At 72.2% G+C, this 25,881-nt stretch carries 27 protein-coding genes and 1 pseudogene; 16 read left to right on the top strand and 12 right to left on the bottom strand.

Annotated elements, in window-relative coordinates:
• The first annotated feature begins 49 nt into the window (after positions 1-49).
• On the top strand, positions 50-838 hold the full coding sequence (locus KBX26_RS26700) for a sporulation protein (RefSeq protein ID WP_210866656.1): 789 nt from the start codon (positions 50-52) through the stop codon (positions 836-838).
• A gap of 123 nt (positions 839-961) precedes the next feature.
• Here KBX26_RS26700 and dtd read toward each other — a convergent pair whose 3' ends face one another.
• Together dtd and KBX26_RS26690 are read right to left on the bottom strand one after the other, a co-directional pair.
• Positions 962-1,384 carry a D-aminoacyl-tRNA deacylase gene (gene dtd, locus KBX26_RS26695; protein ID WP_030337416.1) on the bottom strand — a complete coding sequence of 141 codons (423 nt, stop codon included), beginning with the start codon at positions 1,382-1,384 and terminating at the stop codon, positions 962-964.
• Entirely contained in the window at positions 1,384-2,868 is a 1,485-nt protein-coding gene (locus KBX26_RS26690) for a methyltransferase (protein WP_210866655.1), read from the bottom strand. Before KBX26_RS26690 ends, dtd begins: the two co-directional genes overlap by 1 nt.
• A 95-nt stretch (positions 2,869-2,963) precedes the next feature.
• Here KBX26_RS26690 and KBX26_RS26685 point away from each other — a divergent pair, with 95 nt between their 5' ends.
• Positions 2,964-3,548 carry an HhH-GPD-type base excision DNA repair protein gene (locus tag KBX26_RS26685; RefSeq protein ID WP_210866677.1) on the top strand — a complete coding sequence of 195 codons (585 nt, stop codon included), beginning with the start codon at positions 2,964-2,966 and terminating at the stop codon, positions 3,546-3,548.
• A gap of 3 nt (positions 3,549-3,551) precedes the next feature.
• Here KBX26_RS26685 and KBX26_RS26680 read toward each other — a convergent pair whose 3' ends face one another.
• Together KBX26_RS26680 and KBX26_RS26675 are read right to left on the bottom strand one after the other, a co-directional pair.
• Positions 3,552-3,863, bottom strand: a complete 312-nt coding sequence (locus KBX26_RS26680) for a hypothetical protein (RefSeq protein ID WP_030337420.1) — start codon at positions 3,861-3,863, stop codon at positions 3,552-3,554.
• A gap of 14 nt (positions 3,864-3,877) precedes the next feature.
• Entirely contained in the window at positions 3,878-4,165 is a 288-nt protein-coding gene (locus tag KBX26_RS26675) for a hypothetical protein (RefSeq protein WP_124771959.1), read from the bottom strand.
• A 103-nt stretch (positions 4,166-4,268) separates the two neighbouring features.
• Between KBX26_RS26675 and KBX26_RS26670 the strand changes: the two genes are divergently transcribed.
• Positions 4,269-4,628, top strand: a complete 360-nt coding sequence (locus KBX26_RS26670) for a DUF3099 domain-containing protein (RefSeq protein ID WP_030337423.1) — start codon at positions 4,269-4,271, stop codon at positions 4,626-4,628.
• 64 nt (positions 4,629-4,692) lie between these two features.
• Here KBX26_RS26670 and KBX26_RS26665 read toward each other — a convergent pair whose 3' ends face one another.
• Positions 4,693-5,592, bottom strand: a complete 900-nt coding sequence (locus tag KBX26_RS26665) for a carbohydrate kinase family protein (protein ID WP_210866654.1) — start codon at positions 5,590-5,592, stop codon at positions 4,693-4,695.
• Positions 5,589-6,524: a pseudouridine-5'-phosphate glycosidase gene (locus KBX26_RS26660; RefSeq protein WP_210866653.1), complete on the bottom strand. Its 936-nt coding sequence runs from the start codon at positions 6,522-6,524 to the stop codon at positions 5,589-5,591. Before KBX26_RS26660 ends, KBX26_RS26665 begins: the two co-directional genes overlap by 4 nt.
• 88 nt (positions 6,525-6,612) lie before the next feature.
• On the opposite strand from KBX26_RS26660, the gene KBX26_RS26655 reads away from it, so the two are divergent.
• The 3 genes from KBX26_RS26655 (at position 6,613) to KBX26_RS26645 (ending at position 9,437) form a co-directional block, all read left to right on the top strand.
• The gene (locus KBX26_RS26655) at positions 6,613-6,831 is read left to right on the top strand and encodes a DUF3039 domain-containing protein (RefSeq protein ID WP_007456912.1); all 219 of its coding nucleotides are present in this window, start codon (positions 6,613-6,615) and stop codon (positions 6,829-6,831) included.
• Positions 6,832-6,871: 40 nt separating this feature from the next.
• Positions 6,872-7,534, top strand: coding sequence for a trimeric intracellular cation channel family protein (locus tag KBX26_RS26650; protein WP_030337428.1), 663 nt, complete (start codon positions 6,872-6,874; stop codon positions 7,532-7,534).
• A 169-nt stretch (positions 7,535-7,703) separates the two neighbouring features.
• The gene (locus KBX26_RS26645) at positions 7,704-9,437 is read left to right on the top strand and encodes a DEAD/DEAH box helicase (RefSeq protein ID WP_210866652.1); all 1,734 of its coding nucleotides are present in this window, start codon (positions 7,704-7,706) and stop codon (positions 9,435-9,437) included.
• 269 nt (positions 9,438-9,706) lie between these two features.
• Here KBX26_RS26645 and KBX26_RS26640 read toward each other — a convergent pair whose 3' ends face one another.
• Together KBX26_RS26640 and KBX26_RS26635 are read right to left on the bottom strand one after the other, a co-directional pair.
• The gene (locus KBX26_RS26640; protein ID WP_030337431.1) at positions 9,707-9,940 is read right to left on the bottom strand and encodes a hypothetical protein; all 234 of its coding nucleotides are present in this window, start codon (positions 9,938-9,940) and stop codon (positions 9,707-9,709) included.
• 245 nt (positions 9,941-10,185) lie between these two features.
• Positions 10,186-11,796 (bottom strand): RNA polymerase sigma factor, encoded by a 1,611-nt coding sequence (locus KBX26_RS26635; RefSeq protein ID WP_030337433.1) that lies wholly within the window; start codon positions 11,794-11,796, stop codon positions 10,186-10,188.
• A gap of 647 nt (positions 11,797-12,443) precedes the next feature.
• Between KBX26_RS26635 and KBX26_RS26630 the strand changes: the two genes are divergently transcribed.
• Positions 12,444-13,262 carry an inositol monophosphatase family protein gene (locus tag KBX26_RS26630; RefSeq protein ID WP_210861505.1) on the top strand — a complete coding sequence of 273 codons (819 nt, stop codon included), beginning with the start codon at positions 12,444-12,446 and terminating at the stop codon, positions 13,260-13,262.
• A gap of 19 nt (positions 13,263-13,281) precedes the next feature.
• Here the strand turns inward: KBX26_RS26630 and KBX26_RS26625 are convergent, their stop codons facing one another.
• Complete coding sequence (locus KBX26_RS26625; RefSeq protein ID WP_030337437.1) at positions 13,282-13,794, bottom strand: LytR C-terminal domain-containing protein; 513 nt, start codon at positions 13,792-13,794, stop codon at positions 13,282-13,284.
• Positions 13,795-14,227: 433 nt separating this feature from the next.
• On the opposite strand from KBX26_RS26625, the gene KBX26_RS26620 reads away from it, so the two are divergent.
• Together KBX26_RS26620 and KBX26_RS26615 are read left to right on the top strand one after the other, a co-directional pair.
• Positions 14,228-14,524, top strand: a complete 297-nt coding sequence (locus tag KBX26_RS26620; protein WP_007075406.1) for a DUF4193 domain-containing protein — start codon at positions 14,228-14,230, stop codon at positions 14,522-14,524.
• 115 nt (positions 14,525-14,639) lie between these two features.
• Positions 14,640-15,545, top strand: coding sequence for a hypothetical protein (locus tag KBX26_RS26615; RefSeq protein ID WP_247676355.1), 906 nt, complete (start codon positions 14,640-14,642; stop codon positions 15,543-15,545).
• Positions 15,546-15,620: 75 nt separating this feature from the next.
• Here the strand turns inward: KBX26_RS26615 and KBX26_RS26610 are convergent, their stop codons facing one another.
• The gene (locus KBX26_RS26610) at positions 15,621-16,154 is read right to left on the bottom strand and encodes a DUF3093 domain-containing protein (protein WP_374224331.1); all 534 of its coding nucleotides are present in this window, start codon (positions 16,152-16,154) and stop codon (positions 15,621-15,623) included.
• Positions 16,155-16,238: 84 nt separating this feature from the next.
• Here KBX26_RS26610 and dut point away from each other — a divergent pair, with 84 nt between their 5' ends.
• From dut to KBX26_RS26590, 4 genes are all read left to right on the top strand, one after another.
• Positions 16,239-16,775, top strand: coding sequence for a dUTP diphosphatase (gene dut / locus KBX26_RS26605; RefSeq protein ID WP_210862625.1), 537 nt, complete (start codon positions 16,239-16,241; stop codon positions 16,773-16,775).
• A 25-nt stretch (positions 16,776-16,800) separates the two neighbouring features.
• On the top strand, positions 16,801-17,463 hold the full coding sequence (locus tag KBX26_RS26600; protein WP_030337444.1) for a DUF3710 domain-containing protein: 663 nt from the start codon (positions 16,801-16,803) through the stop codon (positions 17,461-17,463).
• A gap of 114 nt (positions 17,464-17,577) precedes the next feature.
• Positions 17,578-17,958 carry an OB-fold nucleic acid binding domain-containing protein gene (locus tag KBX26_RS26595; protein ID WP_030337446.1) on the top strand — a complete coding sequence of 127 codons (381 nt, stop codon included), beginning with the start codon at positions 17,578-17,580 and terminating at the stop codon, positions 17,956-17,958.
• Between the two features lie 25 nt (positions 17,959-17,983).
• Positions 17,984-18,667, top strand: coding sequence for a DUF3159 domain-containing protein (locus tag KBX26_RS26590; RefSeq protein WP_030337448.1), 684 nt, complete (start codon positions 17,984-17,986; stop codon positions 18,665-18,667).
• A 40-nt stretch (positions 18,668-18,707) separates the two neighbouring features.
• On the opposite strand, the gene KBX26_RS26585 is transcribed toward KBX26_RS26590, so the two are convergent.
• Together KBX26_RS26585 and KBX26_RS26580 are read right to left on the bottom strand one after the other, a co-directional pair.
• On the bottom strand, positions 18,708-19,397 hold the full coding sequence (locus KBX26_RS26585; RefSeq protein WP_030337449.1) for a TrkA family potassium uptake protein: 690 nt from the start codon (positions 19,395-19,397) through the stop codon (positions 18,708-18,710).
• Positions 19,398-19,399: 2 nt separating this feature from the next.
• Positions 19,400-20,065 carry a TrkA family potassium uptake protein gene (locus KBX26_RS26580; protein ID WP_030337451.1) on the bottom strand — a complete coding sequence of 222 codons (666 nt, stop codon included), beginning with the start codon at positions 20,063-20,065 and terminating at the stop codon, positions 19,400-19,402.
• Between the two features lie 164 nt (positions 20,066-20,229).
• Between KBX26_RS26580 and KBX26_RS26575 the strand changes: the two genes are divergently transcribed.
• The 3 genes and pseudogenes from KBX26_RS26575 (at position 20,230) to dxs (ending at position 25,686) form a co-directional block, all read left to right on the top strand.
• A complete protein-coding gene (locus KBX26_RS26575; RefSeq protein WP_210866651.1) occupies positions 20,230-22,317 on the top strand; it encodes an APC family permease in 2,088 nt (695 codons plus the stop codon).
• A gap of 55 nt (positions 22,318-22,372) precedes the next feature.
• Positions 22,373-23,581: pseudogene (locus tag KBX26_RS26570) on the top strand (class I SAM-dependent RNA methyltransferase); the annotation flags it as partial.
• Between the two features lie 158 nt (positions 23,582-23,739).
• Positions 23,740-25,686: a 1-deoxy-D-xylulose-5-phosphate synthase gene (gene dxs, locus KBX26_RS26565; protein WP_210866650.1), complete on the top strand. Its 1,947-nt coding sequence runs from the start codon at positions 23,740-23,742 to the stop codon at positions 25,684-25,686.
• Positions 25,687-25,881: the final 195 nt, after the last annotated feature.

The raw sequence follows: 25,881 nt of genomic DNA, 5'->3' as shown, positions 1-25,881 counted from the left end.
CGGACGGCCGGCCACCTTAGGTCGGCCGAGAACGACAGAGGAGGACGGTGTGGTCTTCAAGCGGCTCATGAAGGCGATGGGCGTCGGCGGTCCGTCGGTGGAGACGGTGCTGGCCAACCCGAACTGCCGCCCCGGCGGCCAGCTGGAGGGCCGCATCCAGGTGCTCGGCGGTGACCATCAGGTCGACATCGACCACGTCACCCTCGGCCTGGTCACCCGGGTCGAGGTCGAGAGCGGCGACAACGACTACGACACCAGTCAGGAGTTCCACCGCCAGCAGGTCACCGGCGCGTTCCGGCTGGAGCCGGGGCAGCGCTACGACATCCCGTTCCGGTTCGACGTGCCGTGGGAGACACCGGTCACCGAGCTGTACGGACAGCACCTATACGGGATGACGATGGGCCTGCGGACGGAGCTGGAGGTCGCCCGCGCGGTCGACAAGGGTGACCTGGACGCCGTGGTGGTGCACCCGCTGCCGGCACAGGAGCGACTGCTGGACGCGCTGCTGCGACTGGGCTTCCGGTTCGCCCGCGCCGATGTGGAGCGTGGTCACATCTACGGCGTACGCCAGACGTTGCCGTTCTACCAGGAGATCGAGTTCAATCCTGCGCCGCAGTACGCCCGCTCGATCAACCAGTTGGAGGTCACCTTCATCGCCGACGCGCAGCAGATGCAGGTGGTGCTGGAGGTCGACAAGCGCGGCGGTGTCTTCACCGAGGGCCGCGACGCGTTCGGCCGGTTCACTGTCGACCACGCCACCGCCGACCGCACCGACTGGACCGCCGAGCTCGACAACTGGCTCCGCCAGTCCCTGACCCGCCGAGGCCTCTTCTCATAACCCCAACCCACCCCCTCCCGGCCGCTTCTCTGCGGTGATCAAGAGGTTTGCGTCAGATTTTGCCCGTGGTTTGACGCAAACCTCTTGATCACCGGGCTCGGCGGGCTGAGGGTGGGGTGCGGGTCAGAGGTCCAGGAGGAGGGTTTGGGGGCCTATGTTGGTGCTCTCGACCAGCATGTGGGTGCGGAAGCGGCCGGTCTCCACCTTGGCGCCGCGTTGCCGTAACGCCTCCACGACCGCCGTGACCAGCGGTTCGGCCACCTCGGCGGGGGCGGCGGCGGTCCAGCTCGGGCGGCGGCCCTTGCGGACGTCGCCGTAGAGGGTGAACTGGCTGACCACCAGGATCGGCGCGCCGGTGTCGGCGGCGGACCGTTCACCGTCCAGGATGCGCACCTCGTGCACCTTGCGGGCCATCGTCTGGGCGGTCTGCTCGGTGTCGGTGTGGGTCACCCCGAGCAGCACCAGCAGACCGTTCTCGATCGCGCCGACCACCTCGCCGTCCACCGTCACGCTGGCCTGCCCGACGGTCTGCACCACCGCGCGCATCAGGCGCTCACCGGCTCAATGAAGCCCCGCTCCACCAGGTGCGCCACGATCGGGCCGGCGGCCTCGGCCATCTCGTCGGGCTCCACGTCGTGTGCGGCGGCGAGCAGGGCGAGCTGGTCGCGCAGCGGTAGGCGGCCGTCGGCGCCACCGACCAGGGCCAGCACCAGCGGGTCGATTTCCTCGGTCCAGCGCAGGCCGTGCGGCATCGCGAGGACCTGTCGGTCCACCCCCCAGCTCTCGTCGCCCATGGTGGCCTCCTGGCGCAGTTGGAGGCCCTCGGCGGCCCGGTAGCGCTCGGCGAGCAGCGCTTCGGTGTCGCGTACCCGCAGAAAGTCCTGGCGGTCGAACCAGGCGGCCACCTGGTCGCCCAACGGCGGCTGCACCCGCTGGCGCAGGTCCTCCACCCGGACCACCGGATCGGCGTGCCCACCCCGCCGCAGCGACACGATGCCGAAGCCGATCCCCTCCACCTTGTGCGCGTCGAACCAGTCGAGCCAGGCGGCCATCCGCTGCGGGTCGGTGGCCTCGCCGGCGTCGGTGAGCCACAGGTCGACGTACGCCATCGGGTCGGCCACCTCGCGCTGGATGACCCAGGCGTCCAGGCCGGTCCCGGAGAACCAGCCGGCGACCCGTTCGTCCCACTCCTCGCCGGCGACGTGCACCCAGTTCGCCAGGTACTGCATGGTGCCGCCCTCGGTGAGCAGGCCCGGGGCGGCGGCGGCCAGCTCCGCGCCGATCGCGTCACCGACCCGGCCGGAGTCACGGTAGACGTGCGTGGTGGTGCCCGGGCCGACCACGAACGGCGGGTTGCTCACCACCAGGTCGAAGCGCCGGCCGGCAACCGGGGCGACCAGGTCGCCGCGCAGCAGCTCCCAGTCCTGACCGTTGAGGGCGGCGGTGGTCGCCGCGAAGCGCAGTGCCCGCTCCGAGAGGTCGGTGGCGGTCACCGAGTCGGCGTGGGTGGCCAGGTGCAGGGCCTGGACGCCGGAGCCGGTGCCGAGGTCCAGCGCGCTGCCCACCGGCCGGCGGATGGTCGCCCCGATCAGGGTGTGGGTGGCCCCGCCGATGCCGAGCACGTGCTCGGCGTGCAACGGGCGACCCGGTCGGGCACTGGCCGGCACGTCGGCGAGCACCCACCAGTCGTCGCCGTACGGCTCCAGGTCGACGCCGGCGCGCAGGCCGTCGCCGTACCGCTCGACCAGCCCGCCGGCCAGCGCTTCCTCCAGGCTCAGCGGCGCCAGTGCGGCGGCCACCTGCGCTTCCGGCTCGGTCTGGTCGCAGATGAACACCCGGATCAGGGTGCCCAGCGGGTCGCCGTCCTCGGTGGCGCGCAGCGCGGCCCGGTAGTCGTTGCGGGCCACCGCTGCGGTCGCCTGGGCGCCCAGGCGCTCGGCGATGCCGTGGCTGGTGAAACCGGTCCGGGTCAGCGCGGTCCGCAGCGCGTCGACGCCGGCGGGGGAGAGCAGCATGTCGTGTTCGTCCACCCCGACATCCTGCCTCCCGTTGCGTCCCGGGTCAGCGTCACCCGCCGGTAGCTGTCGGAGCGTCGGTGTCCACCCGGATCGGTGCGCCGGGCAGGATGGACCGCATGACGCTCGTACTGCCCATCGACCCGGAGGCCAACCGGCTGCTGGAGCGCAGCCCGCTGGCCCTGCTGGTCGGCATGGTCCTTGATCAACAAGTCTCGATGGAGAAGGCGTTCTCCTCGCCGTACGTGCTGGCGCAGCGGCTCGGTCACGACCTGGACGCGGCGGAGCTGGCCGGGTACGACCCGGAGGCGCTGGTCGCGCTCTTCGCCCAGCCGCCCGCGCTGCACCGGTTCCCGAAGGCCATGGCGGCTCGGGTGCAGGAGGTCTGCCGGGTGCTGGTGGAGCGCTACGACGGTGACGCGGCGCTGCTCTGGGCGGAGGTCGCGGACGGGCCGGAGCTGCTGCGCCGGGTCGCCGCGCTGCCCGGCTTCGGCAAGCAGAAGGCGCAGATCTTCGTGGCCCTGCTCGGCAAGCGGTTCGGGGTGACCCCGCAGGACTGGCGGAAGGCGGCCGGGGACTACGGCGACCCGGGCGCGTACCGGTCGGTGGCCGACGTCACCGACGCCGACTCGCTGCGCCGGGTGCGGGAGTTCAAGCAGCAGATGAAGGCGGCGGCCAAGGCTGCGGGGGGATGACCCTCAGGCTGCGGTGGGGTGCGCCAGCGAGGCCAGCGCGCGCCGGACGTCGGCCAGCGAGACGGTCGCCGAGTCGTCCAGGTCGGCCAGGCCGGCCTCGATCCACTGGCGCATCAGCGTGGTGACCCCGATGCCCCGGGCGTCGGCGGCGGCGCGGACCCGCTCGTAGGTGTCGAGCGGCAGCCGCACCGAGCGGCTCACCATCGGCACGTCGGTGTCGGGGGTGGGCAGGTCCACCGCCGGGCTCTCGTCGATCAGGTCGGCGATCCGGTCATCGCCGCCGTGGAACTGCTTGGTCGCGTCGTTACGGTGCATCGTCACGGCCCCCCTCATCGGCGGTCTCTCCGTACGGCCTCGTCGTAGCGCTTGGACTCGACGTCGCTCAGCTCGCGGGCGGAGAGGATGTCCCAGTCGTTGTCGGTGCCATCGGCTTCGGCGAGCAGCACGGCCAGTCGGCGGCCCCGGCGGGCGGCGGCGTAGACCACCATCACGTCGTCACCCAGATGGCGGATGACCCGTCGGGCGCTGTGCAGCGCCTCCCAGACTTCCCCGGGTGTGACGTCGTAGACCCTCAGGTTGGCCAACGCCTCGTCGGTGAAGCTGAACCTGCTGCCCACGCCGGGAGCGTACCACGCACGTAACACGCGACGGGATGACTCGAAGTTCGCTGATCACGGGCCTGCGGTGACAGGATGAGGCGTAACCCCCTCGAGGAGGTCCATGGTGAAGCGTCAGGCGTACCAGCCGATTCTGATCACCGACGCCTCGCGCAGCCAGGACGATCAGCTCAACAGTCGCCAGCGCCGCTATGTCCTCATGATGGGCATCCGGGTGCTGTGCATCATCGTCGGCGCGATCCTGGTCGGTGCGAACGCCCCACTGCTCTGGCTCTGGCTGCCGCTGTGCGGCCTCGGCATGGTGCTCATCCCCTGGCTGGCCGTGCTGCTGGCCAACGACCGGCCGCCGAAGGAAGAGCACCGGTTGGCCAACCGGTTCCACCCCCGCCAGCAGGACGACACCCCGCCGATGAGCCTCACCGCCGAGGAGCGCCCGCACAAGGTCATCGACGTCGAACCCTGACCCGCGAGCGGGCCAGGGTTCGCCCGGTCCGGGCCGTACCACGCCGGTGGCCGCGCGCCGGCCGTTAGGCCTGTGGCCGGGCGCCGGCTGTGGAGACGGCCAGCGCGCCCAGATCGGTGGCACGGCTCAACGCCGCCGCCGGGGTGGCGCCCGCGAGCCACGCGGTGAGCAGACCGGCCGCGAAGGCGTCGCCCGCGCCCGTGACGTCCACCACCGCCACCCGACGGGCCGGCGCCACACAGACCGGCGTGGTGCGGTCGACCCAGACCGCGCCGGCCGCGCCGCCCTTCACCACCACCCGCCGAGCCGTCGCCGACAGCACCCGCCCCTGCGCCGCCGGTTCCAGCCCGCCGGCCAGCACGGTGGCCTCGTCCGCGTTGACCAGGAGCAGGTCGATGTCGCGTACCCAACTCAGGAACGCCGCCGCACCGACCCGCCGTAACGGCGCCGCGGAGGCCGCGTCGACGCTGATGGTGAGCCCGCGCTCGCGGGCGGCGGCCAACGCCCGCAGCCCGGCGCCGCGCGACTCGGCGTCCAGCAGGGTGTACGCGGACAGGTGCAGATGCCCCGCGTCGGGCGCCGCCGCGAGGGCCCGCTCGACGTGCGCGGCGCTCAACCGCAGGTTCGCGCCCCGCTGGCTGACCATGGTGCGCTCGTCGTCGGAGGCCAACACGATGACCGTGCCGGTCGGAACCCCTTCGACCCGCTCGATCGCGCAGTCGACGCCCGCCCGGTCGAGCTCGGCCACCCGGTCCCGCCCGGCGTCGTCGTCGCCGACAGCGCCGACGAGCGTGACGTCCACCCGCTGCGCGGCGACCCAGGCGGCGGTGTTGGCCGCCTGCCCGCCACCGCCGAGACTGATCTCGGCCCCGGTGTCCGAACCGGCCGCGAGCGGCCCGGACAGCACGGCGACCACATCGGTGATCACGTCCCCGACGACGAGCACCCGGGCCGGTCGGGTCATGCCGGGACGGCGGTGCTGCGGGCCGCCGAGGCGACCGCGATCCGCGCGGCCAGGTCGGCGTTGCGCAGGATGATCCGCACGTTCACCGCCAGGCTCGCGCCCTCGGTCGACGAGTGGAAGTGCGCGAGCAGGTACGGCGTGACGGCCTTGCCGGTGATCCCGTCGCGCTCCAGCAGGGCCAGACCCTCGGTGAGCGTCCGGTCGTGCAGCTCCGGGTCGAGTTGCTCATCGACCGGCAGCGGGTTGGCGATGAGCAGCCCGCCGGTGTGCACGGCGTGCCCGTCGCGGGCGGCGAGCACGGCGGCGACCTGCTCCGGCGAGTCCACCGACCAGTCCAGGTCGAAGCCGGCGTCGGTGAGGTAGAAGCCGGGGAACCGGCGGGTGCGGTAACCGACCACCGCTACCCCGAGGGTCTCCAGGCGCTCCAGCGTCGCGCCCACGTCGAGGATCGACTTGACCCCGGCGCAGACCACGGCGATCGGGGTCTGCGCCAGGGTGACCAGGTCCGCCGACTCGTCGAAGGTGTGCGCGGCCTCCCGGTGCACCCCACCCAGCCCGCCGGTGGCGAACACGCCGATGCCGGCGGCGGCGGCCACCGCGCTGGTCGCGGCCACCGTTGTCGCGCCGTCAGCACCGGTCGCGGCGGCCACCGCGAGGTCGCGGACGGAGAGCTTGGTCACGCCGTCGACAGTGGCCAGCCGGGTCAGCTGCGCGTCGTCCAGGCCGACCACCAGCTCGCCGGCGATCATCCCGATCGTGGCCGGAACGGCCCCGGCGTCCCGAACGGTCTGCTCGATCTCCCGGGCCACCCGCAGATTCTCCGGCCGGGGCAGGCCGTGCGAGACGATGGTGCTCTCCAGGGCGACGACGGGCCGGCCGTCGCGCAGGGCTTCGGCGACGGGGGTGCCGTAGCTGATGCGAAAGTCAGTCACACGGGCACCGTACGGGGTGGTGCCTCGACCGGCCTCAAGTGGACCCGGCCGTGATGACCTGCCAAACTTGACGGTCGGAGGTGCAGACGTGAGCACAGAGGTTCTCGAGCGTCCAGAGCTGAAGGACGCCGACACCGGTCCCGAGATGTTCCACTACGTCCGCAAGGAGAAGATCGCCGAGAGCGCCGTCATGGGCACTTTCGTCGTCGCTCTGTGCGGCGAGACCTTCCCGGTCACCAAGGCGGCCAAGCCCGGTTCCCCGGTCTGCCCGAAGTGCAAGGAGATCTACGACTCGTACCGCGAGTGAACCTCGGCCGGCGCTCCGGCCGGCGACGTAGCCTGCGGCGGTGACCACCTCCACCGCCCTGCTCGTCGCCGACCTGACCGGGGTGGCGGTGTTCGCCGCCTCCGGGGCCTCGGCGGCGGTGGCCAAGCGACTGGACCTGTTCGGCATCGCGTTCGTCGGCTTCGTGGCCGCCCTCGGCGGTGGAATCCTGCGGGACCTGGTCATCGACGAGGTGCCACCGCTGGCCTTCGCCGACTGGCGGTACGCGGCCACCGCCGCGATCACCGCGCTCGCCGTCTTCTGGCTGCACCCCCAGCTGACCCGACTGCGGACGACAGTGCTGGTGCTGGACGCGGCCGGTCTGGCGCTGTTCACCGTCACCGGCACGCTCAAGGCGCTCGACGCCCGGGTGCCGGCGGTCGGAGCCTGCCTGATCGGCATGCTCGCCGCTATCGGCGGCGGGCTCGGCCGGGACCTGCTCACCGCCGAGATCCCGGTCGTGCTGCGCCGCGAGATCTACGCGCTGGCCGCGCTGGCCGGCGCGATCCTGGTGGTGCTGCTGTACGCCACCGGGCAGACCGGACCCGCACCGCTCACCGCCGCCGCCGTCCTGGTCTTCGGGCTGCGCCTGATCGCGCTGCGTCGACGCTGGTCCGCGCCGGTGGCCCGGCTGCGCCCGCCGCGCGCCGACGGGGCGGATCCGCGCACCGACCGGGAGTGGTGAGGCGGTCGAGAGATGTGACCAGCGTGGCGTCGCCTGGGCCGCACCGCCCGCGCTGGTTATGCTGAGTCGGCCTTCGCGGCAGCTTCTGCGCGGAGGCGTTTTCATGGGCGGCGGATACTCGTGGCCCTCGCCCGGGGTCCGCCGTCGTGCGGTCGGAGAGGAGCTTCGCGTGGCAGCCCGGACGCCGGTGCTTGAGACGTTCCCGGCACTTCGCGCCTGGCAGCGCAAGGCCCTGGTGGAGTACCTGCGGCGGCGCAGCGAGGATTTCACGGCGGTCGCCACGCCGGGCGCCGGCAAGACCACCTTCGCCCTGCGGATCGCTGCGGAACTGCTCGGCGACGGCACCGTCGAGGCGGTCACCGTGGTCGCGCCCACCGAGCACCTGAAGAACCAGTGGTCCGAAGCCGCGGCGCGGGTGGGCATCCAGCTCGACGCCGCCTTCCGTAACGCCGACCTGCACTCCGCCGCCGACTTCCACGGCGCGGTGGTCACCTACGCCCAGGTGGGCATGGCGCCGCAGGTGCACCGGCGGCGCACCATGACCCGGCGCACCCTGGTCATCCTCGACGAGATCCACCACGCCGGCGACTCCCGGTCCTGGGGCGACGGGGTGAAGGCCGCCTTCGAACCCGCCGTACGCCGGTTGATGCTCACCGGGACGCCGTTCCGCTCCGACGACAACCCGATCCCGTTCGTCAGCTACGAGCGGGGCGGGGACGGGCTCCTGCGTTCCCGCGCCGACTCGGTGTACGGCTACTCCGACGCCCTGCGCGACGGCGTGGTCCGGCCGGTGCTCTTCCTGGCGTACTCCGGGGAGACCCGCTGGCGTACCAACGCGGGGGAGGAGCTGGCGGCGCGCCTGGGTGAGCCGATGACCCAGGACCTGGTGGCGCAGGCGTGGCGTACCGCCCTGGACCCGGCCGGTGACTGGATGCCGCAGGTGCTGCGGGCCGCCGACGCCCGACTCACCGTGCTGCGCAACGCCGGCATGGCCGACGCCGGTGGTCTGATCATCGCCACCGACCAGCAGACCGCCCGCTCGTACGCCAAGCTGATCGAGCAGGTGACCGGCGAGAAGGCCGCCGTGGTGCTCTCCGACGACCAGGGCGCGTCCGCCCGGATCGCGACGTTCGCGGCGTCCGACCAGCGCTGGCTGGTCGCGGTGCGGATGGTGTCCGAGGGGGTCGACATCCCGCGACTGGCGGTCGGGGTCTATGCCACGAGTGCCAGTACGCCGCTCTACTTCGCCCAGGCGATCGGCCGTTTCGTGCGGGCCCGCCGGCCGGGGGAGACCGCGTCGGTCTTCCTGCCCAGCGTGCCGCACCTGCTCGGGTTGGCCAGCGAGATGGAGACCGAGCGCGACCACGTCCTCGGCAAACCCAAGGAAGCCGACGGTTTCGACGACGACCTGCTGGAACGTGCGCAGCGCGACGACCAGGCCAGCGGGGAGTTGGAGAAGCGGTTCGCGGCGCTCTCGGCCACCGCCGAGCTGGACCAGGTGATCTTCGACGGCGCGTCGTTCGGTACCGCGGCCCAGGCCGGCACCCCCGAGGAGGAGGAGTACCTCGGCCTGCCCGGCCTGCTCACCGCCGACCAGGTGTCGCTGCTGCTGACCAAGCGGCAGGCCGCACAGCTCGCCGCCCAACGCCGTCGTACGGCCGACAGGGCCGCTGAGCCGGCCGCTGCGCCCACCGCGGCGCCGCCGGCACCCATGAGCGCCGCCCAGCGTCGGGTGGCGCTCCGGCGCCAACTGAACGCCCTCGTGGCCGCCCGACACCACCGCACCGGCCAGCCGCACGGCAAGATCCATGCCGAACTGCGCCGGCTCTGCGGCGGCCCGCCGAGCGCCCAGGCCACCATCGAGCAGCTCGAGGAACGCATCGCCACCGTGCAGACCCTCTAGCGCGCCGGCCGCCGGGCAGGCGCCGGGCCGGGCTGGGCTGGCTGGGGCCGGGCCGGGCTGGCTGCTTGATCAACTCGGTTTCCTGAAAAACGCGGTGTCCGCGCGAGGTGGACAGCGCGACTTCCGTGAAACCGAGTGGATCACCGTGCCCTGCCGCCGCTGAGGATCGCCTGCCCGAGGCGGCGCGGATGCCCGACGCACGTTTGGACCGAAAAGCCGGCCGGAGGCACCCTCGGGGTGCCTCCGGCCGGCTATGTCGGTTTGCGGATTTAGTTCGCCATCAGATCGGCGCCACGCCAGCTGAAATCGGGCTCCGTAGCGAACCGCTCGGTGATCTTCACGAGATCCTCCGCGTACTTGTTCGCGTGGTGCCCGCAGAACACCAGCTCGCTCCCACCCGCCAGAGTGATCCGGAGCTTCCCGGCAGCATTGCAGCGGTCGCACCGTTCATCGGCGGCTGGGGGCGCCACCGTCTCGGGCGGCGGCGTGAGGGTCGGGGTCATCGCCTTCCTCCTCTGGTCGTCACCGATGAACAATCTCTTCGGTCGTTGCTCACCTATCGTGCAACACCCTTACTAGGCACTGCCTTCCCTGTGTGCCCGCGGGGGACCGAGGTCACACCTGGAAGGGACAGTGTGCCGTGCACCCAGGGTGCCACGTCAACGATCACATTCGTGCATCCGGACGATCACCATCTGGTGTTGCACACCAGGTGGTCAAAACGACACGTTGGGTTGACGAAACCCGCTCAGTCCAGGTAATCCCTGAGGACCTGCGACCGGGACGGGTGACGCAGCTTCGACATCGTCTTGGACTCGATCTGCCGGATCCGCTCCCGGGTCACCCCGTAGACCTGGCCGATCTCGTCGAGCGTCCGAGGCTGGCCGTCGGTCAGGCCGAAGCGCAGACGTACCACACCCGCCTCACGCTCGGAGAGCGTCTGCAGCACCTGCTGGAGCTGGTCCTGCAGGAGCGAGAAGGAAACCGCGTCGACCGCAACCACGGCCTCGGAATCCTCGATGAAGTCGCCGAGCTGGCTGTCGCCCTCGTCGCCGATGGTCTGGTCCAGTGAAATGGGCTCCCGAGCGTACTGCTGGATCTCCAGCACCTTCTCGGGTGTGATGTCCATCTCCTTGGCTAGCTCCTCCGGAGTGGGCTCGCGGCCCAGATCCTGGAGCAGCTCACGCTGTATGCGGCCGAGCTTGTTGATGACCTCGACCATGTGCACCGGGATGCGGATGGTACGGGCCTGATCGGCCATTGCTCGGGTGATGGCCTGTCGGATCCACCAGGTGGCGTACGTGGAGAACTTGTAGCCCTTGGTGTAGTCGAACTTCTCGACCGCCCGGATCAGGCCGAGGTTGCCCTCCTGGATCAGGTCGAGGAAGGCCATGCCACGGCCGGTGTAGCGCTTGGCCAGCGACACCACCAGTCGGAGGTTCGCCTCCAGGAGGTGGTTCTTGGCCCGCTCGCCGTCCCGGGAGATCCAGCCCAGGTCACGGACCATCTCCCGGACGAGCTTCTCCTCGCCCTCGTCGGCGGCCCGCAGCCGCTCGGCGGCGTAGAGCCCGGCCTCGATCCGCTTGGCCAGTTCCACCTCCTGCTCGGCGTTGAGCAGCGGAACCTTGCCGATCTGCTTCAGGTACGCCCGCACGGAGTCGGCGGAGGCGGTCAGCTCGGCGTCACGTCGCGCCTGCTTGAGGGCCTCGGACTCCTCGTCGTCCCACTCGAAGTCGTTGTCGGTCGCCGAGGCGGCGGCGTCGGTCTCGGCGGCCTGGGCCAGCTCGGCCGGCTCCTCGACCACCACATCCTCGATCGCGGCGGCCAGCTCCTCCGGGTCGATCTCGCCCTCGGCGCCCTCGCCCTTGGCCTTGCCGGCGGCCTTGGTCGGCTTGGCTCCGGCAGCCGCTGCCACCGTCGCCTTGGTGGCTCGGGTCGACCGGGTCGCCTTCGCCGGCGTCGCCGCGGCGGCCTCGGCGGCGGTGCCGGTCGCCTTGCGGGCGGCCACCTTGCGCGGGCCCGGCGTCGACGGGGCGTCGTCGGCGGCGGGCGCCTGCTTCGGGGCCGGCGCGGCTGCCTTCTTGGTGGTCTTGGCGGTGGTGGCCCGGGACGCCGGCGTGGTCGAGCGGGCCGCGGCGACGCGGCGACGGGTGCTCGCCGAGCCGTCCACCACGACGGTCACTCCCGCCTCGGAGAGCGCCCGCAGGATCTTCTTGGCCTGGGCCGGAGTCACCTCGGCGGACTCGACGGTGCGCGCGAGCTGGGCCGACGTGAGCTGGCCACCGGCGCTCTGCGCGTGGGCGATCAGGGTGTCGGTGAGCGAGCGAACGTCGGCGCCGGGCTGGCGGGGTTCTGTCACGAATGACCTTCCGGAGGCGAAGAGCGGGCACGGCGTGTTCGTCCAGCGCAGCGAGGGTTACCGTGCCGGGCGATGTGGTTGAGGGACCCCCGTGTCACGGTCCGGCCGGTGATCGGCGGTCCGTGCCGCGTGGGCAGGGGTGAATTGTAACGCCGTCTGCGGCGATCATCCTGCTCCGCACCGCGTACCGCCGGTGGGGACCGTCAGCGCGGCGGAGATGTTGGCTTCGCGGTAATGATAGCCGCGTGGCCGGCGAAGGGCGCCCGTCGTCGAGCCCGGCGGTGCGCAGATCGTGTCCGAACCGCCGCCTGAGCAGCGGGTACGTGGTGGCGAGGGTGCCGGCGGGGATCACCGGGACCACCGGCGGCCTGGCCGGTGGTGGCCCCACCAGGTCGCGGTTGGGCAACGGTTGCGAGCTGAGCACGGACGGGGCGGTAAGCACTTAAGCGACATTACCAACCTAAAGGGGCATATTTGCTGAGGTTGGCCCGGTCAGTCCGCGCCTGTGGGCCAGGTGGCCCCGCAGGGGGATGCCCTGCGCAAACATCCCGGTCTGGTGCCGTCGCACCGCGTGGGGAACGATGATCTTCGGAAGCCGGGTCGCCAGTTCCACCCACCTGCACCCGGCGTGCGGAAAGAGGCGAATCATGACCAACTCGGCTACGCCGCCGTCGGAGCTGCTGGCCATCGCGCTGGAGGTCGCCCGGGACGCGGCGGACACCGCGTACCGGATGCGCGCCGAGGGGGTCGTCGTGGCCGCCACCAAGAGCACCGTCACCGACGTGGTCACCGCCGCCGACCGGGCGGTGGAGCGGCAGATCCTCGACGCGCTGGCCGCGCTCCGCCCGGACGACTCGGTGCTCGGCGAGGAGTACGGCGAGGGGACCTCCGACGCGGGGCGCAGCGGGGTGCGCTGGATCGTCGACCCGATCGACGGCACCGTGAACTACCTGTACGGGCTGCCGCACTCGGCGGTCTCGCTGGCTGCCGAGGTGGACGGGGTGGTGGTCGCCGGCGTCGTGCGCAACGTGAGCACCGGCGAGGAGTGGACCGCCACGGCCGGCGGCGGTGCCTGGCGCGACGGCGTCCGGCTGCGCTGCTCCGCCGAGGTCGACCTGGGGCAGGCGCTGGTCGGCACCGGCTTCGGCTACGACGCCGCCCGCCGGGCGCACCAGGCGCGGGTGGTGGCCGGGCTGATCGCACACGTGCGGGACATCCGTCGGCTCGGCGCCGCCGCGCTGGACCTCTGCCTGGTCGCCGAGGGGCGGCTCGACGCGTACTTCGAGAAGGGTCTTGCGGCCTGGGACCTGGCGGCGGGCGGGCTGGTGGCCGCCGAGGCGGGGGTTCGGGTCGCCGGCCTGGCCGGTCGACCGCCCGGGCCGGACCTGGTGGTCGCGGCCCCGCCCGCGCTCTTCGCGCCGCTGCACGATCGGCTGGCCGCCCTGGACGCGTCCGGCGGTCCCTGACGCCGGGGCGGTTACGCCGTCACTTGGCGGGTGGGGACGGGCAGGAGCCCTTGGGCGCCACCGGCGGGCCCGAGTCGCCGAGGGACTGGTTGACCTCGGTCGTGGTGGCGAGCTGCTGGAAGCGGTTGCCCAGCACCACGTCCACGGTGTCGTCGGTGCGCTTCGGGTCGTAGCCCGGCACGGCGTTGTTGAGGAAGTACGCCTGGAGCAGGTGCGCGGAACCGACGCCCTTCGGGCCGAACCGCAGCACCGCGACGCTGTCGACCTTCTTTTCGTTCCCGGTCTTCTTGACCTGGAACTGTCGGTTGCTGAACTCGTCGGCGACGGTGTGGGCGAGGCCGGGCTGGTCCGTGGCGTTGAATACGTTGATCTTGACGTCCTTGCGCTCGCGCAGGGTCAGATCCGCCAGTGGCCAACCCTCGGGGCAACCCGCCGCGGTGCCCGCGTTGCCCTGGCTGTCGCGGACCACGGCGACGACGACGAAGACCAGGGCGATGACCGCCAACAGGCCGACGACGACGAGTGCTCGCACGCGCGCAAAACTCATCAGGGCACTCCCCGAACCTCAGGTGGGTGGTGACGGCCAGGAACGATCGCTCAGGCCGCCGGCCGTCGAATACGCCGCTGAGGTTAACGGTTGTCCGGCCGTCGCGTGGAAACAGCCCGACATGCCGGCGCGGCGACCGCGAACCGGGTACTACTACCCCTATCTTCGTGTCGCCTGAATCACATTGGGAACAACTTCGCGTGCGGGGGCGTACATCTCAGCCGCAAGGGCGGTATACATGCCTCGCCCAAGGGGGGGTAAGGTTCCGCGCTCGCAGGGGAGTCGCCCCAGCGAGCTCGACCCGTTCGGTCCTCGGGTCGGGTGCCCGACACAAGTGGTGGCCGGCCAGCGGAACCGAAACAGCGTCGTCCGGCGTTACAACCGGAAGCGACAACATCGATATGGGAGAGTGAAACCGATGGCCACCGACTACGACGCCCCGCGTCGCGACGAGGTCGACCTCGGCGAGGACAGCCTGGAAGAGCTCAAGGCACGGCGCGTCGACTCACAGTCGGGCGCGGTGGATGTCGACGAGGCCGAGGTGGCCGAGAGCTTCGAGCTGCCCGGTGCCGATCTGGCCGACGAGGAGCTCACGGTCAAGGTGCTTCCGATGCAGCAGGACGAGTTCAGGTGCGCCCGCTGCTTCCTGGTCCACCACCGTAGCCAGCTGGCGGTCGAGCGCAACGGCGAGCTGATCTGCCGCGAGTGCGTCTGACAACCACGACACGGCGGCGGCCTCCGGAACGGGGCCGCCGCTGCCGGTGTAGGCATGCGTCAGCGGTGGGTACCTGCTTGACTCGTAGCGGGTAGCCACAGCACCGGGAGGTCCGATGAGCGATCGAGGCGGCACCACCGATGGCGGCACGGACGGCCTCGGCGCCACCGGTGGTGCGAGTGACGTCAGGGCCCCTGGTGGCGCGGGTGATCCTGGCGCCGACGGCGGTGCGAGCGGCCTCGGTACTGACGGCGGCGCGAGCGACCTTGGTGCCACCGTCGCGGCGTTGACAGCTGACGACATCGAGCCGGCCCGTCGCCGCCAACTGCTGACCCGGATGGTCGGGCAGGCCCGCGCACGAGGCATCTCCGACCTGTTCAAGCCGCGTGCCGCAGTGCGGTGGATGGTCGACACAGTCGCCGAGATCGCCCCGCACGTCCCGGTACGGGACCTGGACACCCTGCGTCGGCATTTTCCCGGTCTGGACGACGGTGCCATCGCCGACCGGCTCGTCCGCAACGCGTCCCGGACCACTGCCGCGATCGGCGCGGCCGGAGGGGGCGTCGCCGCCGTCGAGTGGACGGTCGCACCGACCCTGCTCTCCGCCCCGGTGCTGCTCGCCGCCGAGACCGTCGCCGTGGTGGCGGTGGAGCTGAAACTGGTCGGCGAGCTGCACGAGCTGCACGGTGTGGCGCTGCCGGACGCCGGCACCCAACGGGCGGTCGCCCTGGTGCACTCCTGGGCCACCCAGCGCGGCGTCAACCCGATGGTGCCCGGCGTGGGAGTGGGCGCGGTGCTCGGCACCGCGGCCCGCAAGGAGCTGCGGGAGATGCTGCTGCGGCGGTTCGGTCGCAACCTCACCACGCTCGGACCGTTCCTGACCGGTGCGGCGGTGGCCAGCTTCCTCAACCGGCGGGCCACCCAGCAGATGGCCGAGCAGCTCCAGCTGGACCTGCGACGGCGGGGCATCGCCCGGCCCGCGCCGCCGGCTGCCCTGCCGGGTCCGCCGACCGGCACCTGAGCGGGCCTTGGCCGTCCAGGCCGGCAGCTGAGCGGGCCTTGGCCGTCCGGCTGAACGGGCCTTCCGGCCGTCGGATCAGCCCGGCTCGCGCGCCGTCGGACCGGGGAGCGCCAGCGCGTCCCGCGCGGCCAGCACCGCCTCGGCCAGCTCGACCGGGTGGCGGGTGCTGACCACCCAGAACGGGGTCGGGTCCGCCGGATCGTTGAGGATCACCTGCACGGCGCCACCGATCCATGGTCGCTGTACCACGAAGGCGAGCGGGTCCGCGCCGACGCCGAGCACCTCACGTCGGCCGGCCACGTCCAGCGGCACCACGTCGGCCACGAAACGTACCGGCAGGCGGGCGTCGTCCACCCGCAGCTCGCCATCGGCCACCCCGACCCGGATCCGGCCCAGCCACCACAGCCCGGCCGCGGTGAGCGGCACCAGCACGACGAACGGCAGCCAGGCGCGGACGCCGGAGGCGCCCATCCAGATCTCGACGGCCAGCAACGCGGCGGCCACCAGCCCGGCCAGCCACAGCCACCAGGGCAGATCCAGCCGCTCGGCGTACGCCGCACGGGCGGCGACGGGCGGCTGATCGGCGGACGGGGAGGACGACATGCTCACTCCTGCGAGGGTACGGCGCACGGCGGCGCGACGAACCGGCAGGATGGCAGGGTCACCCCGCGAACCGGACGGAAGAGGGGACCCGTGACCGACGTCGTACCCGTGCCCGTGCAGCTGCTCGACAGCGAGCTGCCGCTGCCCACGTACGCCCATCCCGGCGACGCCGGGGCCGACCTGGTGGCGGCCGCGGACGTGGAGCTGCCGCCCGGTGGTCGTGCCCTGGTGCCCACCGGGGTGGCCATCGCGCTGCCCGAGGGGTACGTGGGCCTGGTCCATCCGCGCTCCGGTCTGGCGGCCAGGCTCGGCGTGACGGTGCTCAACGCGCCCGGTACGGTCGACGCCGGCTACCGGGGTGAGATCCTGGTCAACCTGATCAATCATGATCGGGATGTGCCGGCGAAGATCTCCCGCGGCGACCGGATCGCGCAGCTCGTGGTCCAGCAGGTCGCACGGGCGCGGTTCGAGCCGGTGGTCGAGCTGCCCGCGTCCCGGCGTGGGACCGGTGGGCACGGGTCCACCGGTGGGCACGCCGGGCTGGTGCCGTCGCCGACGGGTCAGGACCGGATCGAGCGGCGGCCGAGCGAGCCGGGCCGCGGGCAGACGGAAGAGGTGGCAGGGTGAGTGTGAACAGCGGAGGGCAGGCGCAGTGATCTTCTCCCGAAAGCGGGCCGACGCCGAGCGGCAGACCCGTGACGAGCGGGTTACCCAGGTCCCGGACCAGGGCGATGCGGCGCCGACGCTGGAGCGCGGCCCGTACGACATTTCCGAGAGCTACGACGACGTGCAGCGCCTCGACCTCGGCAGCCTGCACATCCCGGCGATCGCCGACGTCGAGGTGCGGGTGCAGGCCGACCCGCAGGGTGTGATCCAGCAGGTGGTGCTGGTGCACGGCGACAACGCGCTCCAGCTGGGCGTCTTCGCCGCCCCCCGGTCCGAGGGGATCTGGGACGAGGTGCGCGAGGAGATCCGGCAGTCGCTGCTCCGCGACGGCGCGAGCGCGCAGGAGGTCGCCGGCGAGTACGGCCCGGAGCTGCACGCCCAGGTGCGTACCCCGGACGGCACCACGAACCTGCGGTTCGTCGGAATCGACGGGCCGCGCTGGATGGTCCGTGGCGTGTTCCAGGGCCCGGTGGCCACCGACCCGGCCCTGGGCGGGCCGCTCGTCGAGTGCCTGGACGGCCTGGTGGTCGACCGTGGGCAGGAGGCGAAGCCGGTCCGCGAGCCGCTGCCGCTGCGGTTGCCCCGGGAGGTCGCCGACCAGGCCGCGGCCGAGGCGGACGACGCCGCCGCCGCACCGCGTCAGGTCTGACCCGCGCGCACCGGCCCGCCGGAACCAGCCCCGTCGGCGTACGCTGGCGGGACGGTTCCGGCGCCGCCGGGGCCGGCCGGGAACGGCGAGCGTGGAGAGGGTGACGCGGAGGTCATGACGGCCGACGAGAGCCGGGTGTCGCTGCGGCGCATCCTGCAGAGGTTCACCGCCAGCGAGGCCGAGATCGAGGCGCAGGAGCTGCGTCGGGAGAGCGCCGAGTGTGGCGGGATCCCCGCCCAGCAGTGCTCCCGGGGGCAGATGGTCTCGGTCGCCGGTCGGTTGCGCACCGTGGTCTACACCCCGCGCACCAACCTGCCCACCCTTGAGGCCGACCTGTACGACGGCAGTGACGTGGTCACTCTCGTCTGGCTGGGTCGGCGGCACATCGCCGGGATCGAGCCGGGCCGGCACCTGACCGCCCGTGGCCGGGTGGCGGTGCGCGACGACCGCAAGGTCATCTACAACCCCTACTACGAGCTGGACTCGCCCAAGTGACGACACTGCGGACGAAAGGCCGGCGATGACGACGGGACAGGACCGGGCGGCACAGCCCGAGACGGGCCCTCAGGACGAGGAGCGGCTGCCGACGATCGCCGAGCAGATGGCCGACCAGCTCGGCGGCTGGCGCGGGTTGGTCGAGTCCAGCATCCCGGTCGTCGTCTTCGTCCTCGCCAACATCATCGGCGAACTGCGGCCGGCGGTGATCGCCTCGGTCTCCGTCGCGGTGCTGATCGCCGGGGTGCGGTTGGCCCAACGCCGGCCCGTCCGGCACGCCGTCAACGGGCTCTTCGGTGTCGGTGTCGGCGCGGCCATCGCGTGGCGCACCGGCAACGAACGTGACTTCTACCTCCCCGGCATCCTCTACGGCATCGGGTACGGCGTGGCCCTGCTGATCTCGGCCGCGATCCGGCAGCCGCTGGTGGGCTGGATCTGGTCGGTGCTGGTCGCCAAGGGCCGTTCGGAGTGGCGCAGCGACCCGAAGCTGGTCCGCACCTTCACCCAGCTGACAGTGCTCTGGGGTGTGGTCTGGCTGGCCAAGGTGGGCGTGCAGGCCGGGCTCTACCTGGCCCACCAGGACACCGCGCTGGGTGTGGCCCGGCTGGCGCTGGGCTACCCGCCGTACGCGCTGCTGCTGCTGATCACGGTCTGGACGGTTCGCCGGGTCACCCGGGAGTCGTCGCCGGCCCCGCTGCCCAGCGCCTGAGCGAGGCCGGGCCACCCGGCCGCTCACTGCGGCCCTGCGGTCAGCGGGAGCCGCGGGTCCGTTCGACGCTGTCCGCCCCGAGGATCACCGCGCGGACGTCGTCCTCCACCTCGGCGGTGCAGACGAAGATCAGCTCGTCGCCGGCCTCGATCGGGTCGTCCGGGCTCGGCACCAGGACCCGCTTGCCGCGCAGGATCGCCACCAGCGCGGAGTCACGGGGCAGCGGCACCGCGTGGATCGGTTGACCCACGTACGGGGCGGTCGGCGGCAGGGTGATCTCGACCAGGTTCGCTTCACCCTGCCGGAAGGTCATCAGCCGGACCAGGTCGCCGACGGTGACCGCCTCCTCGACCAGTGCGGCCATCACCCGCGGCTTGCTCACCGCGACGTCCACGCCCCACTGCTCGGTGAACAGCCACTCGTTCTCGGCCCGGTTGACCCGGGCGACCACCCGGGGCACCGCGAACTCGGTCTTGGCCAACAGCGACAGCACCAGGTTGGTCTTGTCGTCGCCGGTCGCCGCGACCACGACGTCGCACCCGGCGACGTCGGCCTCCTCCAGGCTGGTCAGCTCGCACGCGTCGGCCAGCACCCACTCGGCGTCCGGCACCCGGTCCGGGCGCAGCATCTTGGGCTGGCGCTCGATCAGCATCACCTGGTGGCCGTTGTCGATCAACTCCTGGGCGATCGAGCGGCCCACGTTGCCCGCGCCAGCGATGGCGACTCGCATGGTCAGTGCCCTCCTTCCGGCGCCGTCGCCGCCACCGACGTGACCGTCGCCACGATGTCGTCGCTGACCAGCATGAACACCTGGTCACCCTCTTGCAGGACGGTGGAGCCGGTGGGCAGCGTGCCGATGCCGAAGCGGATCAGGTAGGCCACCCGCGCTCCGGCCGCCTCCTCCAGGGTCCGCACCGGTCGACCGATCCAGTCCTTGTGCACCGGCACCTCGACGATCGACACGGTGCTCGTGGGGTCGCGGAAGATCTCCACGTTGCCCTCCGGCACCAGGTGTCGCAGCATCCGGTCCGCCGTCCACCGCACCGTCGCCACGGTGGGGATGCCCAGCCGCTCGTAGACCTGTGCCCGGCGCTGGTCGTAGATGCGGGCGGCGACCCGGGACACGCCGAACGTCTCGCGGGCCAGCCGGGCCGAGATGATGTTGGAGTTGTCGCCGCTCGACACCGCCGCGAAGGCGTCAGCGCGTTCGATGCCGGCCTGCCGGAGCACCTCGCCGTCGAAACCGGCACCGGTCACCGTGATCCCGGCGAAGTCGGGGCCGAGCCGGCGGAAGGCGTCGGCGTCCTGGTCGATCACCGACACCGAGTGCCCTCGGGACTCCAGGCTGTGGGCGAGGGTCGACCCGACCCGACCACACCCCATGATCACGACGTGCACGCTGTCCCTCCCAAGGTGCGCACCACTCCCGCTGCCGGTGGCCTTCCGAGTGCGAGCCTGCCACGTCCCGGTCGCGAGCGGGGACCGACCGTACCCCGCCGTGCTGAGCGGCCGTGATCGCCCACCCCCGCGCCCCCGCCGTGGTGGTCGTACCCTTGGCGTTCGTGGCCAGTCCCACCTCGCTGCTGAAGCGGCTTCTGCTCGGTCGACCGTTCCGGTCCGACCGGCTGCAGCACACCCTCCTGCCGAAGCGCATCGCGCTTCCCGTCTTCGCCTCCGACGCGCTGTCCAGCGTCGCGTACGCGCCCGACGAGATCCTGTTGACCCTGTCCATCGCCGGTGCCTCCGCGTACGTCTTCTCGCCGTGGATCGCCCTGGCCGTGGTCGTGGTCATGCTCACCGTGGTGGCCAGCTACCGGCAGAACGTGCACGCCTACCCGTCCGGTGGTGGTGACTACGAGGTGGCCACCGTCAACCTGGGTCCGAAGTTCGGCGTCGGGGTGGCCAGCGCGTTGCTCGTCGACTACGTGCTCACGGTGGCGGTGTCGGTCTCCTCCGGGGTGGCCAACCTGGGCTCGGTCGTGCCGTTCGTGGCCACCCACAAGGTCCTGATCGCGGTGAGCGCGGTGGTCCTGCTGAGCGCGGTCAACCTGCGCGGTCTGCGCGAGTCGGGCACCGCGTTCGCCATCCCCACCTACGGCTTCGTCATCGTGATGGGCGGGATGCTGCTCACCGGGCTGTTCCGGGTCTTCGTGCTGGGTGACGAGCTCCGCGCGCCGAGCGCCGACCTGGTCATCCAGGCCGAGCACAGTGTGACCGGTTTCGCGCTCATCTTCCTGCTGCTGCGGACGTTCAGCTCGGGCGCCGCCGCGCTCACCGGCGTGGAGGCGATCTCCAACGGGGTGCCCGCGTTCAAGGCGCCGAAGAGCCGCAACGCCGCCACCACCCTGCTGCTGCTCGGCAGCATCTCGGTGAGCATGCTGGTCGGCATCATCTGGCTGGCCCGTCTGACCCACCTGCAGTTCGTCGAGGATCCGGGCCTGCAGATCGTCGCCGGCCCCGAGGGGTACGTGCAGAAGACGGTCACCACCCAGCTCGGCGAGACGGTCTTCGGGTCCGGGTCGATCCTGCTCTACGTGGTGGCCGGGATGACCGCCCTCATCCTGTTCCTGGCCGCCAACACCGCGTTCAACGGGTTCCCGGTGCTCGGCTCGATCCTCGCCCAGGACCGCTACCTGCCCCGGCAGTTCCACACCCGGGGTGACCGGCTGGCGTTCTCCAACGGCATTGTCTTCCTGGCCCTCTTCGCGATCGTGCTGATCGTCGGCTTCCAGGCCGAGGTGACCCGACTCATCCAGCTCTACATCGTCGGGGTGTTCGTCTCGTTCACCGTCTCCCAGGCCGGCATGATCCGGCACTGGAACCGGCACCTGCGTACCGAGCGGGACCCGGAGGCGCGCCGCCGGATGCACCGGTCGCGGGCCATCAACACGTTCGGCGCGGGCCTGACCGGCGCGGTGTTGGTGATCGTCCTGATCACCAAGTTCCTGCTCGGCGCGTGGATCGCGATCGCCGCGATGGCGGTGATCTACGTGTTGATGCTGGCCATCCGCCGGCACTACGACCGGATCGCCGTGGAGCTGACGCCGCCGGATGAGGGCCGCGCCGTGCTGCCCGCCCGCAACCACGCGATCGTGCTGGTCAGCAAGCTGCACCAGCCGACGCTGCGGGCCATCGCCTACGCCCGCGCCACCCGACCGGACACGCTGACCGCGGTGACCGTCAACGTCGACGAGTCGGACACCCGGGACCTGCAGGCCGACTGGGAGCGCCGGGAGATGGCGATCCCGCTCACCGTTGTCGACTCGCCGTACCGGGAGATCACCCGGCCGATCCTGGACTTCGTCGCCTCCACCCGCCGCAAGTCGCCCCGCGACGTGGTCACCGTGTTCATTCCGGAGTACGTGGTCGGCCGGTGGTGGGAGAACCTGCTGCACAACCAGAGCGCGCTGCGCCTCAAGGGCCGGCTGCTCTTCGAACCGGGGGTGATGGTGGTCAGCGTGCCGTGGCAGCTCGCGTCGACGGCGAGCAAGAACCTGGACCGGCTGGACGCCACGCTGTCCCGGACCCCGGCGCGCGGGCCGCGCAGCACCGTCCCGCCGCCGGTCGCCGTGCCGCCGGTGGTCGCCGCGCCGTCCGGCGAGGGTGAGCAGCGCGGAGGTAGTGCGACGAGGGGGAACACCAGTGACTGAGCCGGGCAGTCGGACCGCGACACCTCGGACGCCGTCGGCGTCGGGTTCCTCGGCCCTGGAGCGGGGCCTGGCCGAGGCGGACCGGGTCGAGCTGACCGTCGACGCGGTCGCCCCGGGCGGGCACTGTGTGGCCCGGGTGGACGGGCAGGTGGTCTTCGTCCGGCACGCGCTGCCGGGTGAGCGGGTCATCGCCGAGGTCACCGAGGTGCACAAGGGGTTCGTCCGGGCCGACGCGGTGACAGTGCTGGACCCCTCACCGGACCGGGTCGAGCCACCCTGCCCGTACGCGAAGCCGGGCGCCTGCGGTGGCTGCGACCTTCAACACGTCGCCCCGGCCGCACAGCTGGCCTGGAAGACGGCCGTGGTGCGCGAACAGCTGGTCCGCCTCGGCGGGCTGACCGACGTCGAACTGGACCGGCTCGGCGTCCGGGTCGAGGCGCTGCCCGGCGGGCTGCTGGGTTGGCGCTCCCGGGTCCGTTACGCGGTCGACGGCGCGGACCGGGCCGGACTGCTCAAGCACCGCTCGCACGAGGTGGTGCCGATCGACAGGTGCCGGATCGCCCACCCGGCCATCCAGGAGCTGCCGGTGCTCACCCCCACCGGCGCGCGCTGGCCGGCCGCCGAGGCGGTGGAGACCGTCGCCAGCACCGGAGGGGACGTGACAGTCACCGAGCTGCGCGACGGGGTGCCCACCCCGGTCAGTGGCCCGACCGAGGTCCGCGAGGTCGCCGCCGGACGGGACTGGACGCTGCCCGCGTCCGCGTTCTGGCAGGTGCACCCGGCCGCGGCGGACACCCTCGCCACCGCGGTGCTGGAGATGCTGGACCCGCAGCCGGGCGAGACCGCCTGGGACCTCTACGGCGGTGCGGGGCTGTTCGCCGCCGGGCTGGCCGCACGGGTCGGCGCGACCGGGCGGGTGACGCTTGTCGAAGCGGCGGCGCAGGGTGTCACCGCCGCCCGGGAGAACCTCGCCGACCTGCCCACCGTCGAGGTGGTCGCGGCCCGGGTGGAGACCGCGCTGGCCCGCCGACGGATAACCGGCCCGGTCGACGTGGTGGTGCTCGACCCTCCGCGCTCCGGGGCCGGCGCCCCGGTCGTCCGCGCGTTGGCCGCCGCCGGCCCCCGGGCTGTCGCGTACGTGGCCTGCGACCCGGCGGCGTTCGCCCGGGACGTGCGCACCTTCGCCGACCTCGGGTGGCGGCTGGCGGCGCTGCGGGGCTTCGACCTCTTCCCGATGACCCAGCACGTCGAGCAGGTCGGGCTGCCGGTCAGGCGCCGGCCTGAGCGGGAGTGTCGCCGGCCACCCGAGGATCGCCGGCCGGCGCCTGACCGGTTGCTCAGCCGCCAACTCCCCGCCCGGCCGGGGTGGCCGGGGCTCGGGCCGAGCTGCGGAGTACCGGGCGGCCGATAGACTCTCCGGTCATGAGTGTTGAAGAGGACACGGCCAACCACGGCCGGCTGCTGGGGACGGTTCGCGGTCCGCAGGACGTCAAGCGGATGTCCGGCGAGGAGCTGGACGTCCTCGCCGCCGAGATCCGGGACTTCCTGATCACCAAGGTGTCCCGTACCGGCGGGCACGTCGGGCCCAACCTCGGTGTGGTCGAGCTGACGCTCGCCATGCATCGCGTCTTCGACTCCCCCCGGGACCGGCTCCTGTTCGACACCGGCCACCAGGCGTACGTACACAAGATCATTACCGGGCGTCAGGCCGGCTTCGACAAGCTCCGCCAGCGCGGTGGCCTCTCCGGCTACCCCAGCCAGGCCGAGAGCGAGCACGACCTCATCGAGAACTCGCACGCCTCCACCGCGCTCTCCTACGCCGACGGCCTGGCCAAGGCGTACGCCCTGCGGGGCGAGGCGCGCAGCGTGGTGGCGGTGGTCGGCGACGGCGCCCTGACCGGCGGCATGTGCTGGGAGGCGCTGAACAACATCGCCACCGCCGGCAACTCGCTGGTCATCGTGGTCAACGACAACGGCCGGTCGTACTCGCCGACCATCGGCGGCCTGGCCGACCACCTCTCCTCACTGCGCCTCAACCCCGGCTACGAGAAGGTCCTCGACACCGTCAAGGACGCCCTCGGCTCCACCCCGCTGGTCGGCAAGCCGATGTACGAGGTGCTGCACGCCGTCAAGAAGGGCATCAAGGACGCGGTCGCCCCGCAGGCCATGTTCGAGGACCTCGGCATCAAGTACGTGGGCCCGGTGGACGGGCACGACGTGGCGGCGGTCGAGGCGGCTCTGCGCGCGGCCAAGAACTTCGGCGGCCCGGTGATCGTGCACGCCGTCACCCGCAAGGGGTACGGCTACCGCCCGGCCGAGGAGGACGAGGCGGACTGCCTGCACGGCCCCGGCGGCGCCTTCGACGTGGAGACCGGCGCGCTGCTGGCCGCCCCGGCGGTGAAGTGGACGCACGTCTTCGCCGACGAGCTGCTCGCCGTCGCCGACGAGCGTCCGGACGTGGTGGGCATCACCGCCGCGATGGCCGAGCCGACCGGCATCGCCAAGCTGGCCCGCAAGTACCCCGAGCGGGTGTACGACGTGGGCATCGCCGAGCAGCACGCCGCCACCTCGGCGGCCGGGTTGGCGCTCGGCGGGCTGCACCCGGTGGTCGCTGTCTACGCCACCTTCCTCAACCGCGCCTTCGACCAGGTCCTGCTGGACGTGGCGATGCACAAGCTGCCGGTGACCTTCGTGCTGGACCGGGCGGGCATCACCGGCCCGGACGGCCCCAGCCACTACGGCATCTGGGACATGTCGGTCTTCGGTGTGGTGCCGGGGCTGCGGATCGCCGCACCCCGCGACGCCGCCACCCTGCGCGAGGAGCTGCGCGAGGCGCTGGCCGTCGACGACGGCCCGACAGTGGTGCGGTTCCCGACCGGCACCGTCGCCGCGGACCTGCCGGCGCTGCGCCGGGTCGGCCCGGTCGACGTGCTGGCCGAGTCCGCCCGTACCGACGTGCTGCTCGTCGCCGTCGGCTCCTTCGGCCAACTGGGCATGGAGGTGGCCGCCCGGGTCGCCGAGCAGGGCTACGGGGTCACCGTCGTGGACCCGCGCTGGGTGCGTCCGGTCCCGGCGGAGCTGGTCGACCTGGCCGCCCGCCACCGGCTCGTGGTCAGCGTCGAGGACGGTGTCCGGGTCGGCGGTGTGGGTGACGCGCTCGCCCAGGCGATGCGGGACGCCGACGTCCGGGTGCCGCTCAAGGACCTGGGTGTGCCGGCCGAGTGGCACCCGCACGGCACCCGCGCGCAGATCCTCGCCGACCTGGGCCTGACCGCCCAGGACGTGGCCCGCGACGTCACCGGCTGGATCTCCAGCCTGGACGCCACCCCGGACCGCCTCACCGCCAGCGACGCGGCCGCACAGAACTGACCCGCACACGACGACGGGCGCCCCGCACGGGGCGCCCGCCGTCGCGTCTACCCACCCTCGTCCTGCTCGCCCTCGTCCTGCTCGTCGATCTTGCACTTTCGGTTGACGTAATGCCCCTTGAGCCCCGATTTGTCGCCGCAGAAAGTGCAAGATCGCGGGGCGGGAGAGGGGGCGAGGGGGTGGGGGAGGTAAGGG

It is taken from the genome of Micromonospora sp. C97, from assembly GCF_018070385.1.
Lineage (GTDB): Bacteria > Actinomycetota > Actinomycetes > Mycobacteriales > Micromonosporaceae > Micromonospora > Micromonospora parva.
The sequence above is the reverse complement of the archived record's forward strand: the minus strand, read 5'-3'. Positions and strand labels throughout refer to the sequence as shown.